General features: G+C 61.6%; 11 protein-coding genes. 6 read left to right on the top strand and 5 right to left on the bottom strand.

Annotated elements, in window-relative coordinates:
* The first annotated feature begins 10 nt into the window (after positions 1–10).
* Genes EJ576_RS01875 through EJ576_RS01865 form a run of 3 tightly spaced genes read left to right on the top strand, consistent with a single transcriptional unit; the run spans position 11 to position 4,805 of the window.
* Positions 11–976 carry an HlyD family secretion protein gene (locus tag EJ576_RS01875; RefSeq protein WP_126569477.1) on the top strand — a complete coding sequence of 322 codons (966 nt, stop codon included), beginning with the start codon at positions 11–13 and terminating at the stop codon, positions 974–976.
* Positions 973–3,690 (top strand): ribosome-associated ATPase/putative transporter RbbA, encoded by a 2,718-nt coding sequence (gene rbbA / locus EJ576_RS01870; protein ID WP_126569476.1) that lies wholly within the window; start codon positions 973–975, stop codon positions 3,688–3,690. The genes EJ576_RS01875 and rbbA overlap by 4 nt, the downstream gene beginning before the upstream one ends.
* The gene (locus tag EJ576_RS01865) at positions 3,690–4,805 is read left to right on the top strand and encodes an ABC transporter permease (protein ID WP_068935479.1); all 1,116 of its coding nucleotides are present in this window, start codon (positions 3,690–3,692) and stop codon (positions 4,803–4,805) included. The genes rbbA and EJ576_RS01865 overlap by 1 nt, the downstream gene beginning before the upstream one ends.
* Positions 4,806–4,824: 19 nt before the next feature.
* On the opposite strand, the gene EJ576_RS01860 is transcribed toward EJ576_RS01865, so the two are convergent.
* Positions 4,825–5,232 (bottom strand): flagellar basal body-associated protein FliL, encoded by a 408-nt coding sequence (locus EJ576_RS01860; RefSeq protein ID WP_032884296.1) that lies wholly within the window; start codon positions 5,230–5,232, stop codon positions 4,825–4,827.
* A 150-nt stretch (positions 5,233–5,382) separates the two neighbouring features.
* Between EJ576_RS01860 and EJ576_RS01855 the strand changes: the two genes are divergently transcribed.
* Positions 5,383–6,360 (top strand): NADPH:quinone oxidoreductase family protein, encoded by a 978-nt coding sequence (locus EJ576_RS01855; RefSeq protein WP_068935477.1) that lies wholly within the window; start codon positions 5,383–5,385, stop codon positions 6,358–6,360.
* A 205-nt stretch (positions 6,361–6,565) separates the two neighbouring features.
* Positions 6,566–7,903, top strand: a complete 1,338-nt coding sequence (glpT, locus tag EJ576_RS01850; protein ID WP_016978960.1) for a glycerol-3-phosphate transporter — start codon at positions 6,566–6,568, stop codon at positions 7,901–7,903.
* On the opposite strand, the gene EJ576_RS01845 is transcribed toward glpT, so the two are convergent.
* Positions 7,900–8,553: a gamma-glutamylcyclotransferase gene (locus EJ576_RS01845; RefSeq protein WP_028618401.1), complete on the bottom strand. Its 654-nt coding sequence runs from the start codon at positions 8,551–8,553 to the stop codon at positions 7,900–7,902. The genes glpT and EJ576_RS01845 overlap by 4 nt on opposite strands.
* Before the next feature lie 26 nt (positions 8,554–8,579).
* A complete protein-coding gene (locus tag EJ576_RS01840) occupies positions 8,580–10,967 on the bottom strand; it encodes a TonB-dependent siderophore receptor (protein WP_126569475.1) in 2,388 nt (795 codons plus the stop codon).
* Between the two features lie 327 nt (positions 10,968–11,294).
* Here EJ576_RS01840 and EJ576_RS01835 point away from each other — a divergent pair, with 327 nt between their 5' ends.
* Positions 11,295–11,777 (top strand): sn-glycerol-3-phosphate transporter, encoded by a 483-nt coding sequence (locus tag EJ576_RS01835; protein ID WP_122729796.1) that lies wholly within the window; start codon positions 11,295–11,297, stop codon positions 11,775–11,777.
* A 108-nt stretch (positions 11,778–11,885) separates the two neighbouring features.
* Here EJ576_RS01835 and EJ576_RS01825 read toward each other — a convergent pair whose 3' ends face one another.
* Both EJ576_RS01825 and ubiD read right to left on the bottom strand, forming a co-directional pair.
* Positions 11,886–12,854, bottom strand: a complete 969-nt coding sequence (locus EJ576_RS01825; protein ID WP_126569474.1) for a CDP-6-deoxy-delta-3,4-glucoseen reductase — start codon at positions 12,852–12,854, stop codon at positions 11,886–11,888.
* Positions 12,854–14,320, bottom strand: a complete 1,467-nt coding sequence (gene ubiD, locus EJ576_RS01820) for a 4-hydroxy-3-polyprenylbenzoate decarboxylase (RefSeq protein ID WP_122729800.1) — start codon at positions 14,318–14,320, stop codon at positions 12,854–12,856. Before ubiD ends, EJ576_RS01825 begins: the two co-directional genes overlap by 1 nt.
* Positions 14,321–14,431: the final 111 nt, after the last annotated feature.

Below are 14,431 nucleotides of genomic sequence, written 5' to 3'. Positions count from 1 at the left end.
GGAAGCAGCCATGTCGACGAACCACCACACCTCCCGTCTTTTCGCTATCGCCCTCATCGCCCTGTTGTTGGGTGCCGGTGGCTTCGGTTACTGGCGCTCCACCCAGGACCGCTTGCCCGAAGGCCTGAGCATGGGCAACGGCCGCCTGGAATCCACCGAAGTGCAGATCGCCGCCAAGATCCCAGGGCGCCTGGCAGAGGTGCGGGTGGACGAAGGCGACAAGGTCCTCAAAGGTCAACTGCTCGCACGCATGGACACCCGCACGCTGGAAGCCCAGCGCGCCCAGGCCGAAGCCGAAGTGCTGCGCGCCAAGGAAAACTTCGCTGCCGCCGAGGCCAACGTGCAATTGCGCCAGAGCGAGCAACTGCTGGCCAACCAGGAACTCAAGCGCACCCAGGAGCTGTACAAACGCGGCTTCGCCAGCAGCCAGTTGATTGACCAACAGCAGGCGCGGCAGAACACCGGCAATGCGGCCGTGATCGCGGCACAAGCCCAAGTCAACTCGGTGAAGGCTGCGATCGGTGCCGCCGAGGCCCAGGTCGCCCAGCTCACCAGCGAGATCGACGACAGCAGCCTGCGCGCGCCCATCGACGGGATTATCCAACTGCGCCTGGCCGAGCCGGGCGAAGTACTCGGCGCGGGCGGCCGTGTCCTGTTGCTGATCGATCCCAACGACCAATACATGAACCTCTACCTGCCGGCCTCCGTCACCGGCCGGCTCACCGTCGGCAGCGATGCGCGCATTCTGCTCGACGCCCTGCCCGACCAACCGCTGCCGGCCAAGATCAGCTTTGTCGCCGCCAAATCCCAGTTCACCCCCAAGGAAGTGGAAACCCGAGACGAACGCCAGAAACTGGTGTTCCGGGTCAAACTGCGCCTGACCCAACCCAGCGCCGTGCCCCAAGCCAAACCCGGCATGCCCGGCGCCGGCTACGTGCGCACGGCTGATATCGACTGGCCGGCCAACCTGCGATGAGCGCCCTGGCGCTGCAAGCCACAGCGATCAACCATCGCTACGGCAAGCAACAGGCCCTGGTCGACATCACGTTCAGCCTGCCAGCCGGGACGCGTTGCGGGTTGATCGGACCGGATGGCGCGGGCAAGTCGAGCCTGCTGGGGTTGATCGCAGGGGTTAAAAAGCTTCAGGACGGCCAACTGCAAGTGCTTGGCGGTGCGATTGAAGACCGCCGCCACCGCAACAGCCTGTACCCGCGCATCGCCTTCATGCCTCAAGGGTTGGGCGGCAACTTGTATCCTGAGTTGTCCATCAGCGAAAACATCCGTTTCTTTGCCACGCTGTTCGGCCTGTCGAAAGCCGACTGCGACCAACGCATGCACAACCTGCTGCTGGCCACCGACCTTGCGCGCTTCGCCGAACGCCCGGCGGGCAAGCTCTCCGGTGGGATGAAGCAGAAACTCGGCCTGTGTTGCGCGCTGATCCACGACCCGGACCTGTTGATCCTCGACGAGCCCACCACCGGCGTCGACCCACTGTCACGTCGGCGCTTCTGGGAGCTGGTCGAAAGCGTACGCAGCGAACGCCCGCAACTGACACTGCTGGTGGCCACGGCCTACATGGAAGAAGCCGAGCAATTCGAACATTGCCTGATGCTCGATCGCGGCAAGCTGATTGCGGACGGCCTGAGCCGTGAATTGGCGGGCGCGACAGCCAGCGGCAAACTGGACGAAGCCTTCACCCACTTCCAGGGCGACAGCGCCCACGATAACCAGCCGCTGGTGATTCCAGCGAGGCAAAGCGACAACGCCGATATCGCCATCGAAGCTCACGACCTGACCCTGCGTTTCGGCGATTTCACCGCCGTGAACAAGGTCAGCTTCGCCATTGGCCGCGGCGAGATATTCGGCTTCCTCGGCTCCAACGGCTGCGGCAAGACCACCACCATGAAGGTGCTCACCGGCCTGATGCCCGCCACCGAGGGCAGTGCGACGCTGCTGGGCAATCCGGTGGACGCCAAGGACCTCGCGACCCGCAAGCGCGTGGGTTTCATGTCGCAAAGCTTCTCGTTGTATGGCGAACTCAGCGTGCGCCAGAACCTGGTGCTGCATGCGCAATTGTTCGACCTGCCCAAGGCAGACAGCGGCCCGCGCATTGATGAGCTGATCCAGCGTTTCGACCTCGGTGACGTGGCCGAACAACCGTCCGGCGAGCTGCCGCTCGGCTTGCGTCAGCGTTTGTCATTGGCCGTGGCGGTGCTGCATCGCCCGGAAGTGCTGATCCTCGACGAACCTACGTCGGGCGTCGACCCGGCGGCGCGGGATGACTTCTGGCGATTGCTGATCGAGCTGTCCCGCGAACAAGGTGTGACGATTTTCCTGTCCACGCACTTTATGAACGAAGCCCAGCGCTGCGACCGCATTTCCCTGATGCACGCGGGCAAGGTGCTCGCCTGCGATACGCCGGATGCGTTGCAGCGGCAGTTCCAGGGCGACACCTTGGAAGCCGCGTTCGTCACCTGCCTGGAGCAAGCACAGGGTGAACCGGAGCCCACTGCGCCCGCCGCCACCGTCAGCGAAACCAGTGCCCCTCCCGTGAGCAAACGCGGCTTCAGCCTGGCCCGCCTATTGGCCGTGGCCAGCCGCGAAGGCAAAGAGCTGCTGCGCGATAAGGTGCGCATGGCCTTCGCGTTGCTGGGCGCGATGTTCATGATGGTGATCTTCGGCTACGGCATTTCCCTGGATGTGGAAAAACTCGCCTTCGCCGTCTACGACCAGGACCAGACCCCGCAAAGCCGCGCCTACCTGGAGGCATTTCGCAGTTCACGCTATTTCGCCGAGCAGCCGCCGATTCAGGACTCAACTGAATTGCACCGGCGCCTGCAACGTTCGGAAATCAAACTGGCCCTGGAGATACCACCCGGCTTTGGCCGCGATCTCTACGCCGGCCGCCAGCCCAGCGTGGCCGCCTGGCTCGATGGCGGGATGCCGTTTCGCGCGGAAACCAGCCGCAACTATGTCGAGGCCGTGCACCAGGAAAACCTGCAGCAACTGGCCGAATTGAGCAGCCTGCCGCGCAACAACCCAGCGGCCGCCAAGCTGGAAACGCGCTTTCGCTATAACCAAGACGTGGTCAGCGTGAATGCCATCGGCCCCGGTGTGATGGCGCTGATCCTGGCGTTTATCCCGGCGATGCTCACCGCCCTCGGCATCGTGCGCGAGAAGGAACTGGGCTCGATCACCAACTTCTACGCCACGCCCCTGACGCGCCTGGAATTTCTGCTCGGCAAACAGGCGCCGTACCTGGCCGTGAGCCTGGTCAACCTGGCAGTACTGGTGGCGATGAACCGCTGGCTGTTCGGCGTGCCGTTCAAGGGCAGCGGCCTGACGCTGGCGTTCGGCGGCCTGCTCTATGTGCTGGCGACCACCAGCATGGGCCTGCTGATTTCGGCGTTCACCCGCACTCAGATCGCGGCGATCCTCGGCACCATGATCATCACCAGCCTGCCGACCATTCAATTCTCCGGACTGATCGTGCCACGCTCGTCCCTGGAAGGCGCAGCGGCGTTGATGGGCATGCTGTTTCCGGCGGGGCACTTCCTGGATGTCGCCGTGGGCACCTTCACCAAGGCCTTGGACCTGCGTCAGTTGTGGCCGCAATGCCTGGCGCTGTTCGGGTTCTTTGTCGGGTTTACCGGGCTAAGCCTGGTCATGCTCAAGAAGCAGGAGGCCTGATGCATAAGTTCGCGCATATCCTGCGCCTGGGGATCAAGGAACTGACCAGCCTGCGCCATGACAGCGTATTGCTGCTGTTTCTGTTCTACGCCTTCACCGTCGCCATCTATATGCCCGCCGCCGGCTCGGTGATCGGCGTGCATAACGCCAGCGTGGCGTTTGTCGATGAAGACCACAGTTCGCTGTCGCGGCAACTGGCCGAGGCGCTGCAGCCGCCCGAGTTTCAAACCCCCACGCCGTTGGCCTATGACCAGTTGGACAGGGTCATGGACAGCGGCGAATACACCTTCGTGATCAATGTGCCGGCGAACTTCCAGGCTGACCTGTTGGCCGGTCGCCAACCCGGCGTGCAGGTGAACGTGGACGCCACGGCCATGAGCCAGGCGTTCATGGGCGCGGGCTACATCGGGCGGATTTTCCAGCGGGAATTGCTGACCTACAGCGGGCAAGCCGCCGCCAGCCAGACGCCCGCCCTGCTCACGACTCGCGCGCTGTTCAACACCAACCTGGAGGGTGGCTGGTTTTTGGCGGTGATCCAGATCGTCAACAACATCACCATCCTCGCCATTATCCTGACCGGCACCGCGCTGCTGCGTGAACGCGAACACGGCACCCTCGACCATCTGCTGGTATTGCCGCTGACAGCGCTGGAAATCATGCTGGCGAAAATCTGGAGCAACATGCTGGTGGTGGTGCTGTGCACTTGGCTGTCACTGGAAGTGGTGGTCAAAGGTTTGCTCGGCGTGCCGCTGGCCGGGTCACTGAGTTTGTTTCTGTTGGTGACGGCGCTGTACTTGTTTGCCAGCACCGCACTGGGCATCTTCCTCGCCACCCTCGCCCGCTCGACGCCGCAGTTCGGCCTGCTGGCAATCCCGGTGATCATCCCGATGCTGCTGCTCTCCGGCGGCAGTACGCCGTTGGACAGCATGCCCGAGTGGTTGCAGTGGGTGATGCAGGGCTCGCCGTCGACGCATTTTGTGAGTTTGAGCGCGGCGATTCTGTTCCGCGATGCGGGCGTGAGCGTGGTGTGGCCGGACTTGCTGGCGCTGGCGGGGATTGGGTTGGTGTTCTTTGCAGTGGCACTGGCGCGGTTCAGGAAGAGCCTGGCTTCCTGAAACCGCACCCTATTGGTGATTACTGGATGATCAAGTTGTTGAACAGCAGATCTTCCACCACCGGTTTGCCGGTCTCGTCATTCATCACTTGCTGGGTTTGCTTGAGGGCTTCCTGGCGCAGTTTTTCTTTCCCTTCAACGGTGCTCATGGCCTCGTTGGTCTGCTGGGTGAACAGCGCCACCAGCTGATTACGGATCAACGCGTCGTTGGCTTTGACGGCAGCAGCCGCTTCGGTGCCGGTCACGCGCAGGGCGATGTCGGCCTTGAACACCTTGAGTTTCGCCGTGCCATCCAGGCCGTAGTTGCCCACAAATGGCGGGCTCAGGCTGATATAGCTGACCTTCGGCGCCTCGCCTTCTTTGGCTTCTTCGGCTTGGGCCGCCATCGGCAACGTCAGGGCCAGCATCAACAGGATCCACGCTTTCACAGTTCATTCCTCACATTCGGTTGCCGGGTAGCATAACGCTAGCAAGGCAGAGCACAAGCTTATGGCGGCTTATCAGGCCCGGGCATGCTCGTTGACCCACGAGCGTACCCTCCTACACTTATCGGCCACGACGCCAAAAGGAATAGTCCGATGAAAGCTGTGCTGTGCAAAGCCTTCGGCCCCGCCGAAACCCTGGTGCTGGAAGAGATCGCCAGCCCGGCGATCAAGAAGAACGAAATCCTGCTGGACGTGCATGCCGCCGGGGTCAACTTCCCGGACACGCTGATCATCGAGGGCAAGTACCAGTTCAAGCCGCCTTTCCCGTTTTCGCCGGGTGGTGAGGCGGCGGGCGTGGTCAGTGAAGTCGGGGAAAAGGTCAGCCACCTCAAAGTCGGTGACCGGGTGATGGCGCTGACCGGCTGGGGCAGTTTTGCCGAGCAGGTCGCGGTGCCCGGCTACAACGTGCTGCCGATCCCGCCGAGCATGGACTTCAACACCGCAGCCGCCTTCAGCATGACCTACGGCACCTCCATGCACGCGCTGAAACAACGCGCCAACCTGCAACCCGGCGAAACCCTGCTGGTGCTCGGCGCCTCCGGTGGCGTGGGCCTGGCCGCCGTAGAAATCGGCAAAGCCATGGGCGCGCGGGTAATCGCCGCCGCCAGTAGTGCCGACAAACTCGCAGTGGCCAAGGCCGCCGGCGCCGATGAGCTGATCAACTACAGCGAAGCCAGCCTGAAAGACGAGATCAAGCGCCTCACCGACGGCAACGGCGCCGATGTGATCTACGACCCAGTGGGTGGCGACCTGTTTGACCAGGCCATCCGTGCCATTGCCTGGAACGGCCGCCTGCTGGTGGTGGGTTTTGCCAGCGGGCGCATACCGGAGCTGCCGGTGAACCTGGCGCTGCTCAAGGGTGCGGCGGTGGTCGGGGTGTTCTGGGGTTCGTTTGCCCAGCGCCAGCCGCAGGATAATGCGGCGAATTTCCAGCAGTTGTTCAGTTGGTATGGTGAAGGCAAGCTCAAGCCGCTGGTGTCGCAGGTGTATCCGCTGGAACAAGCCGCCCAGGCGATCAATGACCTGGGGCAGCGGCGGGCTGTGGGCAAGGTCGTCGTCCAGACTCGCTGACCTTCCCCTGTAGGAGCCGGCTTGCCGGCAAGCCCGCTCCTACAGATCTATTTACGACCATCACTTATCTATTCGCGACATGTTCGTAAGAGAACATGCAATTGCTCTCATTTCCTGTGTTTGCAGATAAGAGGCGATGCTATTTTCGGTAACGAAACTGTAACATTCGCATCCGCAGTCAAAACAAGAAATTTGGAGCTCTTGAATGTTTGCTTTCTTTCGTCCTGCCGCCCATCAGGCGCCCCTGCCTGAAGAAAAAATAGACAGTACCTACCGACGTCTGCGCTGGCAGATCTTCGCCGGTATTTTCTTCGGCTACGCCGGTTACTACCTGCTGCGCAAAAACTTCTCCTTGGCCATGCCCTACTTGATCGACGAGGGTTACACCCGCGGCGAGCTGGGCCTGGCGATGTCGGCCATCGCGATTGCCTACGGCCTGTCCAAGTTCCTCATGGGCCTGGTGTCCGACCGCTCCAACCCACGCTACTTCCTGCCCTTCGGCCTGCTGGTTTCCGCCGGGGTGATGTTCATTTTCGGTTTCGCACCTTGGGCGACGTCCAGCGTGACCATGATGTTCATTTTGCTGTTCATCAACGGCTGGGCCCAAGGCATGGGCTGGCCGCCAAGTGGGCGCACCATGGTGCACTGGTGGTCGCAGAAAGAACGCGGCGGCGTGGTTTCGGTATGGAACGTGGCGCACAACGTCGGCGGCGGCCTGATCGGCCCGCTGTTCCTGCTGGGCATGGCCTGGTTCAACGACTGGCACGCAGCCTTCTACGTACCGGCCACTGTGGCCCTGCTGGTGGCGGCCTTTGCCTTCATCACCATGCGCGACACCCCACAATCGGTGGGCCTGCCGCCTATCGAGAAGTACAAGAACGACTACCCGGAAGGCTACGACGCCAGCCACGAAGACGAATTCAGCGCCAAGGAAATCTTCGTCAAGTACGTGCTGCGCAACAAAATGCTGTGGTACATCGCCTTCGCCAACGTGTTCGTCTACCTGCTGCGCTACGGCGTACTGGACTGGGCGCCGACCTACTTGAAAGAAGCCAAGCACTTCACCGTGGATAAATCCTCGTGGGCGTACTTCTTTTATGAATGGGCCGGTATCCCAGGCACACTGCTGTGCGGCTGGATGTCGGACAAGATCTTCCGTGGCAACCGTGGCCTGACCGGCATTGTGTTCATGGCGCTGGTAACCGTGGCGACCCTGGTGTACTGGCTCAACCCGCCAGGCAACCCGATGGTCGACATGATCGCGCTGTTCTCCATCGGCTTCCTGATCTACGGCCCGGTGATGCTGATCGGCCTGCAGGCGCTGGAACTGGCACCGAAGAAAGCCGCCGGCACCGCTGCGGGCTTCACCGGTCTGTTCGGCTATCTGGGCGGTTCGGTGGCGGCGAGTGCGGCCATGGGCTACACCGTGGACCATTTCGGCTGGGACGGCGGTTTCGTGCTGCTGATTGGCGCGTGCATCTTGGCCATCGCCTTCCTGATCCCAACGCTGTGGCACACCAACAGCGTCAGCTCGGCGCGTTAAGCGCCTGAGCCACCCTTTGCACAACGCTTGAGCCGCGCCTCCAGGTTCTTATCTGGCATGGCGTGGCTACGCAGGGCATTGACGGTCTGCTCGACATAATCGCGAGTGGTACCGTAACGCCCGCAAGCACTCTGCAACACATGGTTCAGCACGATATCGGGCAAGTTGCCGGCGTAGCTGGGCAAGTGCCGCTCCAAGACAAATCCCAACGCCTGCACCGTGCTGCCATCTTCGAGACGGCAACTGAGCCAATGCGGCCGGTAAGAAGGATAAGGCATCTCGCGCTGCCACAAGGCGTAGAGCGAGGCCTCCAGCTGATCCTCCGGCAAGCGGTAGGCAAACCCGCTGCAGGAACCGCCGCGATCCAGCCCAAAGACCAACCCTGGAATTTCCGGAGTCCCACGATGCTCATGGGACCACAGGTACAGGCCCCGGTGATAACCGTGGACCCGTGCCCGCATCCGCTCGGTGGACGAACACTCAGGGCGCCAGATCAGCGAACCATAAGCGAAAAGCCAGACCGGCCCACCCTTGTGCTGGGCCATGGTGGCCTGCATTGAGCTCATCAACTGTTCGTGAGTGAGTTGCGGCCCAAGATCGAGCCGCGGAGGGTAAGCCAATTGCAAAAGATCGGATTCAATGACGGTCATGGCAAATCGCTTAGGTCTCCTGTGTATTACCAGTTATAGGCAACTTTACCGTAATAGAACGCGCCGCTGTAACCGTACGGCGAAAAAGTGCTATAGGCCAAATTGCCACCACTGCTGGCGAAGGCATTGACCTTTTCCGGGTATTTATCGGTGACGTTGTCGCCGCCGAGGGTGAAGGTCCAGTTCTTCAACTTGTAGTCCGCCGACAAATCCAACACCCAGGCCGCCTTGAAGGTCTGGTCGTTGGCCTTGTCGGCCTGGTAGCTGGTGAATTCACCATAGCGCACCAGGTTGCTGTGCAGCGCCCAATTGCCGAAGGTGAAGTCGTTACCCAGGCTCAGCTTGTGTTCAGGCGTGGTATCGCCCAGCAAACCGCTCTTCTCGCGACGGTCCACGCGCACCAGATTGGCGCCCAGGCTGTCGAGGATGGCCGGGTTGGGCTTCACGTCCGTGACCTTGGTGTGGTTGTAGTTGTAGCCCACGGTGCTGTTCCAGCGGATGCCGTTATCGAACTGGTAACGGTAGTTGGCCACCAGGTCGACGCCGTCAGTGCTGGTATCGGTGGCGTTGGTAAAGTAGCGGGCAGTGGTGTAGTTGATGTTGCCCACGCCATTGGCGCGCAGATAAGCCTGGGTTGCCGGGTCCAGGTTGAGGTTGGACGACAGGCTGATGCGATCACGAATGTCGATGCGGTACACGTCCACCGTTACGGTCAGGTCGTCGGCGGGCTCCAGTACCAGACCAAGGCTGTAGTTACGCGACTTCTCGGCCTTCAGGTCCTCTGCGCCCAGCAGGCGTGCGACCTGGCTGGAGGCTGGGAAAGTACCAGCCTCGCGGATGTCGCTGCCGATCAACTGCGACGACGTAAACGCGAAGTTCTGCTGAGCCAGGGACGGCGCGCGGAAACCGTTGGAAATACTACCGCGCAAGGCCACCTGCGGGGTGAAGTCGTAGCGGGCCGACAGCGAGCCGCTGACATTGGAACCGAAGTCACTGTAATCCTCATGCCGTACGGCAGCCGAAGCGCTGAGTTTTTCGGTGAAGTTGGTTTCCAGGTCCAGGTACTGCGCCCAATTGTGACGTGAACTGCTGCCGGCGTCGGCATCACGGAAACCACCGAGGCCCGAACTGCCGGTCTGGTAGTAGGACGCCGGCTCACCCGCTTCAATCTCATAGCCCTGGCGCAGGTATTCCCCGCCAAAAGCCACGGAGACCGGGTACGGCAGGAAGCCCACGTCGAATTCTCGGGACAGGTCCAGGCTGACTTGTTTCTGGTCGTTGCTCAGGGTGCCGTTGTCGAACTTGCGCGGCGTGGCCAGGCCCAGTGACGTGTTGATGGTTTCGGTGCTCAGCTCGTACTGGTTCTTGCCGTAGTTGGCCGACAGGTCGTAATGCCAGTCATACGCCAACAGCCCCCGCAGGCCCACCACCAGCGAAGTGTCTTCCAGGTTGCCCTTGATCAGCGGCAGATAGCCATTGGGATTAAGCGCCGGAATATTGTTGGAGGCATTGCTCGCCCGGTAGAACGCCGCCGTCTCGCCGCGACGCTTGCTGTAGCCGCCGAAGGTGTAGAACTCGGCCGCATCGTTGAAGGAATATTCCGAGTTGAACTGGAACTTGCCTTCATTGGTGGCCGGTTCGCCCTGGCGAAACACCTGCTGGCCGTAGGTCGTGGAGCCTACGCTGGCTGGGCGCAAATCCTTGCCGGCACGGTTGGTGTAGTCGTTGTCGGCGCCTTCGGCCGAGAGGTTGATAAAGCCGTTGTCACCCAGTGCCACGCCGGTATTGCCACTGAGGTTGCGCTGGATGCCGTCGCCCTTCTTGTACTCGCCGAACTTGGAGGAGATCGAACCACCATGGTCGGCGTGTTTGAGGATCACGTTGATCACCCCGGCAATCGCATCGGAGCCATAACGCGCGGACGCACCATCGCGCAGCACTTCGATATGGTCGACTGCCGACAGCGGGATCGCATTCAAGTCCGCCGGGGCCGAGCCACGGCCCACCGCCCCGCCCAGGTTGACGAAAGCACTGGTATGGCGGCGCTTGCCATTGACCAACACCAGCACCTGATCCGGCGACAACCCACGCAACTGCGCAGGGCGCACCAGTTCGGCGCCGTCCACCAGGCTCGGACGCGGGAAGTTGATCGACGGAATCAGCCGCGCCAACACCGCCCCCAGCTCATCGGAGCCGGTGCTGCGCAGGGTGTCGCCGGAAATCACATCGATCGGCGACAGCGACGCACTCGCCGTGCGCTCTTGGGCGCGGGTGCCGGTAACGATCACGGTGTCGAGCTTGGGTGCGTCGGTGGCGGGCGTTTCGGCCGCGAAGACTGGATTGAAACTCACGGCGGTCAGCAAATTGGCCGACAAAATCGCCGAGTACAGCGCGTGTTGCTTGTAGCTCCCCATACCGCTCCCCTTGAATCAAAAACCAGAACGTCGTGTCCTGAGTTCATACGATCGATCCGGCTGGCGGGCGGTGGCGGTCAGTTATTGGTGGTTGTGATTGAGTCGGTAGTCCGTTGCGATATAGCTTAAGGATATTTATGTAACAAATTAAATACCTTTAAAGCATAAGCGAATGCATAAGCAAAACGGCCCATTCGTCAGGATTGCATCGGCCAATCCCGCTACTTTCAGCCCCGGTTCAGCCTGGGAACACGCCTAGCCGTCAAAATGGCGCACAGATCACGACCCACCTAGCCGCCCATCACATCGACTATCGAGGTCGCACCCATGAAAAAATTCCGATTGCCTGGCCTGCTGTTCCTGGCCCAGGCCACCACCGCGTTGGCAGGCGAAGCGCCGGTCACCGAAGACGACAAAGGCTTCTGGTACGCGCAAACCAGCGTCTACACCCGGCATTTTGCGCCCGACCCCGAGCACAACAATAACCAGGACTTGATTGGCCTGGAGCGCAATGAAGCCTCAGGTTTTGTGTATGGCGGGGCGACGTTCCGCAACTCGTTCCGGCAGCGCTCGTACTATGCGTATGTGGGAAAACGCTACGACATGGCCGACTATCCGGTGTATTTGAAGCTGACGGGCGGGGCGATCCAGGGTTATCGCGGCAAGTACCGCGACAAGATCCCGTTGAACCGTTTCGGCGTGGCGCCGGTGATCATTCCGTCGGTGGGCGCGCATTACGGGCCAGTGGCGGCGGAATTGGTGTTGCTGGGGTTCAATGCGGCGATGGTCACGACCGGCGTACGATTCTAAAACTGTCTCCTGTAGGAGCCGGCTTGCCGGCGATGAGGCCAGTGAGCACTGCGCAACTCATCAGGACGCAATCGCCGGCAAGCCGGCTCCTACAAAGGGGTCTCGTCTTTAGGGACGTGGCGCGTAGGCAAACACATCGGCACGCATCTGGTGCGCATCCATACCAGCCTCGACCAATGCGTCCAACGTGCCGTAGATCATGGCCGGTGAACCGCTGGCGTAGACGTGTACCGACTTGAGGTCGGTGATGTCTTCGCACACGGCTTCATGCAACAACCCGCAACGCCCCTCCCAGCCGCACAGGTCACTGACGACTTTGTGCAGGAACAGGTTGGGCAGTTGCAGCCACTGCTCCCAGTGTTCGATCTGGTAGAAATCTTCCGGGCGACGCACGCCCCAGTACAGGTGCACCGGGTGCTTGAAGCCGGACGCGCGGCAATGTTCGATCAGGCTGTGCATCTGCGCCATGCCGGTGCCAGCAGCGATCAACACCAGCGGCCCATCCGGCAGCTCGGCCAGGTGGGTGTCGCCAAATGGCAGCTCGATGCGGGCCATCTGGTTGCGTTGCAACTGCTCCAGCAACGTGCGCGCGCTGTCCTCGCGGGCCAGCACATGCAGCTCCAGCTCGCGCCCGGCGTGGGGGGCCGAGGCCAGGGAAAACGCGGACTTCTCGCCGTTCTCGCGTTCGATCATCAGGTATTGCCCGGCGTGGTAACGCACCGCCTTGCCGGCCGGTGCACGCAGGCGCACCCGCCATACATCGCCACCCACCTCGACGCATTCACTCAATTGGCACGACAACTTGCGCAACGGCAACTCTCCCGGCGCCAGCACGCCATCCCACAACACAATGCAATCTTCCAGTGGCTCGGCAATGCAGGTGTAGAACTCACCGTGATCACGCACTTCACCGGCCTGCTGCACGCGGCCTTCCACCAGCAGCGCGGCACACACGTGGCACACGCCGTTGCGACAGGCCTGAGGGCATTCGTACCCTAGGCGGCGCGCGCCTTCGAGGATTCGCTCGCCGGGGACCAGCTCCAGCACGGCGCCGGAAGGTTGCAGGGTTACACGCATCAATCTATTCCCAATTCTTTCCATATCGCATCGACACGGGCGGTGACAGCTTCATCCTTGACGATCACCCGACCCCATTCGCGGGTGGTTTCACCCGGCCACTTGTGGGTGGCGTCCAGGCCCATCTTCGAACCCAGGCCCGACACCGGAGAGGCGAAGTCGAGGTAGTCGATCGGCGTGTTGTCGATCATCACCGTGTCGCGCTTGGGGTCCATGCGCGTGGTGATGGCCCAGATCACGTCGTTCCAGTCGCGGGCATTGATGTCGTCGTCGGTGACAATAACGAACTTGGTATACATGAACTGTCGCAAAAACGACCACACACCGAGCATTACCCGCTTGGCATGGCCTGGGTACGACTTCTTCATGGTCACGATGGCCATGCGGTACGAGCAGCCTTCCGGCGGCAGGTAGAAGTCGGTGATCTCCGGGAATTGCTTTTGCAGGATCGGCACGAATACTTCGTTGAGTGCCACGCCCAGAATCGCCGGCTCATCCGGCGGACGGCCGGTGTAGGTACTGTGATAAATCGGTTTGATCCGGTGGGTGATGCGCTCGACGGTGAACACCGGGAAGCTGTCGACTTCGTTGTAGTAGCCGGTGTGGTCGCCGTAAGGGCCTTCATCGGCCATTTCGCCCGGATGAATCACACCTTCGAGGATGATTTCGGCAGTAGCCGGCACTTGCAGGTCGTTGCCACGGCACTTCACCAACTCGGTGCGGTTACCCCGCAGCAGGCCGGCGAAGGCGTATTCGGACAGGCTGTCGGGCACCGGGGTCACGGCGCCGAGGATGGTGGCCGGGTCGGCGCCCAGGGCCACGGAGACCGGGAACGGCTTACCGGGGTGTTTTTCGCACCATTCGCGGAAGTCCAGCGCGCCGCCACGGTGGCTCAGCCAACGCATGATCACCTTATTGCGGCCGATCACTTGCTGGCGGTAGATACCGAGGTTCTGGCGGTCCTTGTTCGGGCCCTTGGTGACGGTCAGGCCCCAGGTGATCAGCGGGCCGACATCGCCGGGCCAGCAGGTTTGCACCGGGAGCATGGCCAGGTCGACATCGTCGCCTTCGATGACCACTTCCTGGCACACCGCGTCCTTGACCACTTTGGGGGCCATGGCAATGATCTTGCGGAAGATAGGCAGCTTCGACCAGGCGTCCTTGAGCCCCTTGGGCGGCTCGGGCTCCTTGAGGAAGGCCAGCAGCTTGCCGATCTCGCGCAGCTCGCTGACCGACTCGGCGCCCATGCCAAAGGCCACGCGCTCGGGGGTACCGAACAGGTTGCCGAGCACCGGGATATCAAAGCCGGTCGGGTTCTCGAACAGCAGCGCCGGGCCCTTGTTACGCAGGGTGCGGTCGCAAATCTCAGTCATTTCCAGGACCGGGGAAACCGGCACCTGAATACGTTTCAACTCTCCGCGCTGCTCAAGTTGCTGCACGAAATCCCGAAGATCCTTGAATTTCATTAACCATGCCACCCGTAAAATAGGCGTACATCGTACCTGCTCTGAGGGCGGCTGGCAGCCCTATCGACGGCGCAATTGCCCACCAGCGGTGGTTAAAGATTTCAGGCAAAA

The sequence above is a fragment of the Pseudomonas sp. C 49-2 genome, from assembly GCF_003970195.1.
In the GTDB taxonomy this organism is placed as follows: Bacteria; Pseudomonadota; Gammaproteobacteria; order Pseudomonadales; family Pseudomonadaceae; genus Aquipseudomonas; species Aquipseudomonas canadensis.
The sequence above is the reverse complement of the archived record's forward strand: the minus strand, read 5'-3'. Positions and strand labels throughout refer to the sequence as shown.

Excerpts from the sequence above, each read along its gene's own strand:
- EJ576_RS01875 (WP_126569477.1), top strand. The coding sequence starts at position 11 with ATGTCGACGAACCACCACACCTCCCGTCTTTTCGCTATCGCCCTCATC.
- rbbA (WP_126569476.1), top strand. The coding sequence starts at position 973 with ATGAGCGCCCTGGCGCTGCAAGCCACAGCGATCAACCATCGCTACGGC.
- EJ576_RS01865 (WP_068935479.1), top strand. The coding sequence starts at position 3,690 with ATGCATAAGTTCGCGCATATCCTGCGCCTGGGGATCAAGGAACTGACC.
- EJ576_RS01855 (WP_068935477.1), top strand. The coding sequence starts at position 5,383 with ATGAAAGCTGTGCTGTGCAAAGCCTTCGGCCCCGCCGAAACCCTGGTG.
- glpT (WP_016978960.1), top strand. The coding sequence starts at position 6,566 with ATGTTTGCTTTCTTTCGTCCTGCCGCCCATCAGGCGCCCCTGCCTGAA.
- EJ576_RS01845 (WP_028618401.1), bottom strand. The coding sequence starts at position 8,553 with ATGACCGTCATTGAATCCGATCTTTTGCAATTGGCTTACCCTCCGCGG.
- EJ576_RS01840 (WP_126569475.1), bottom strand. The coding sequence starts at position 10,967 with ATGGGGAGCTACAAGCAACACGCGCTGTACTCGGCGATTTTGTCGGCC.
- EJ576_RS01835 (WP_122729796.1), top strand. The coding sequence starts at position 11,295 with ATGAAAAAATTCCGATTGCCTGGCCTGCTGTTCCTGGCCCAGGCCACC.
- EJ576_RS01825 (WP_126569474.1), bottom strand. The coding sequence starts at position 12,854 with ATGCGTGTAACCCTGCAACCTTCCGGCGCCGTGCTGGAGCTGGTCCCC.
- ubiD (WP_122729800.1), bottom strand. The coding sequence starts at position 14,320 with ATGAAATTCAAGGATCTTCGGGATTTCGTGCAGCAACTTGAGCAGCGC.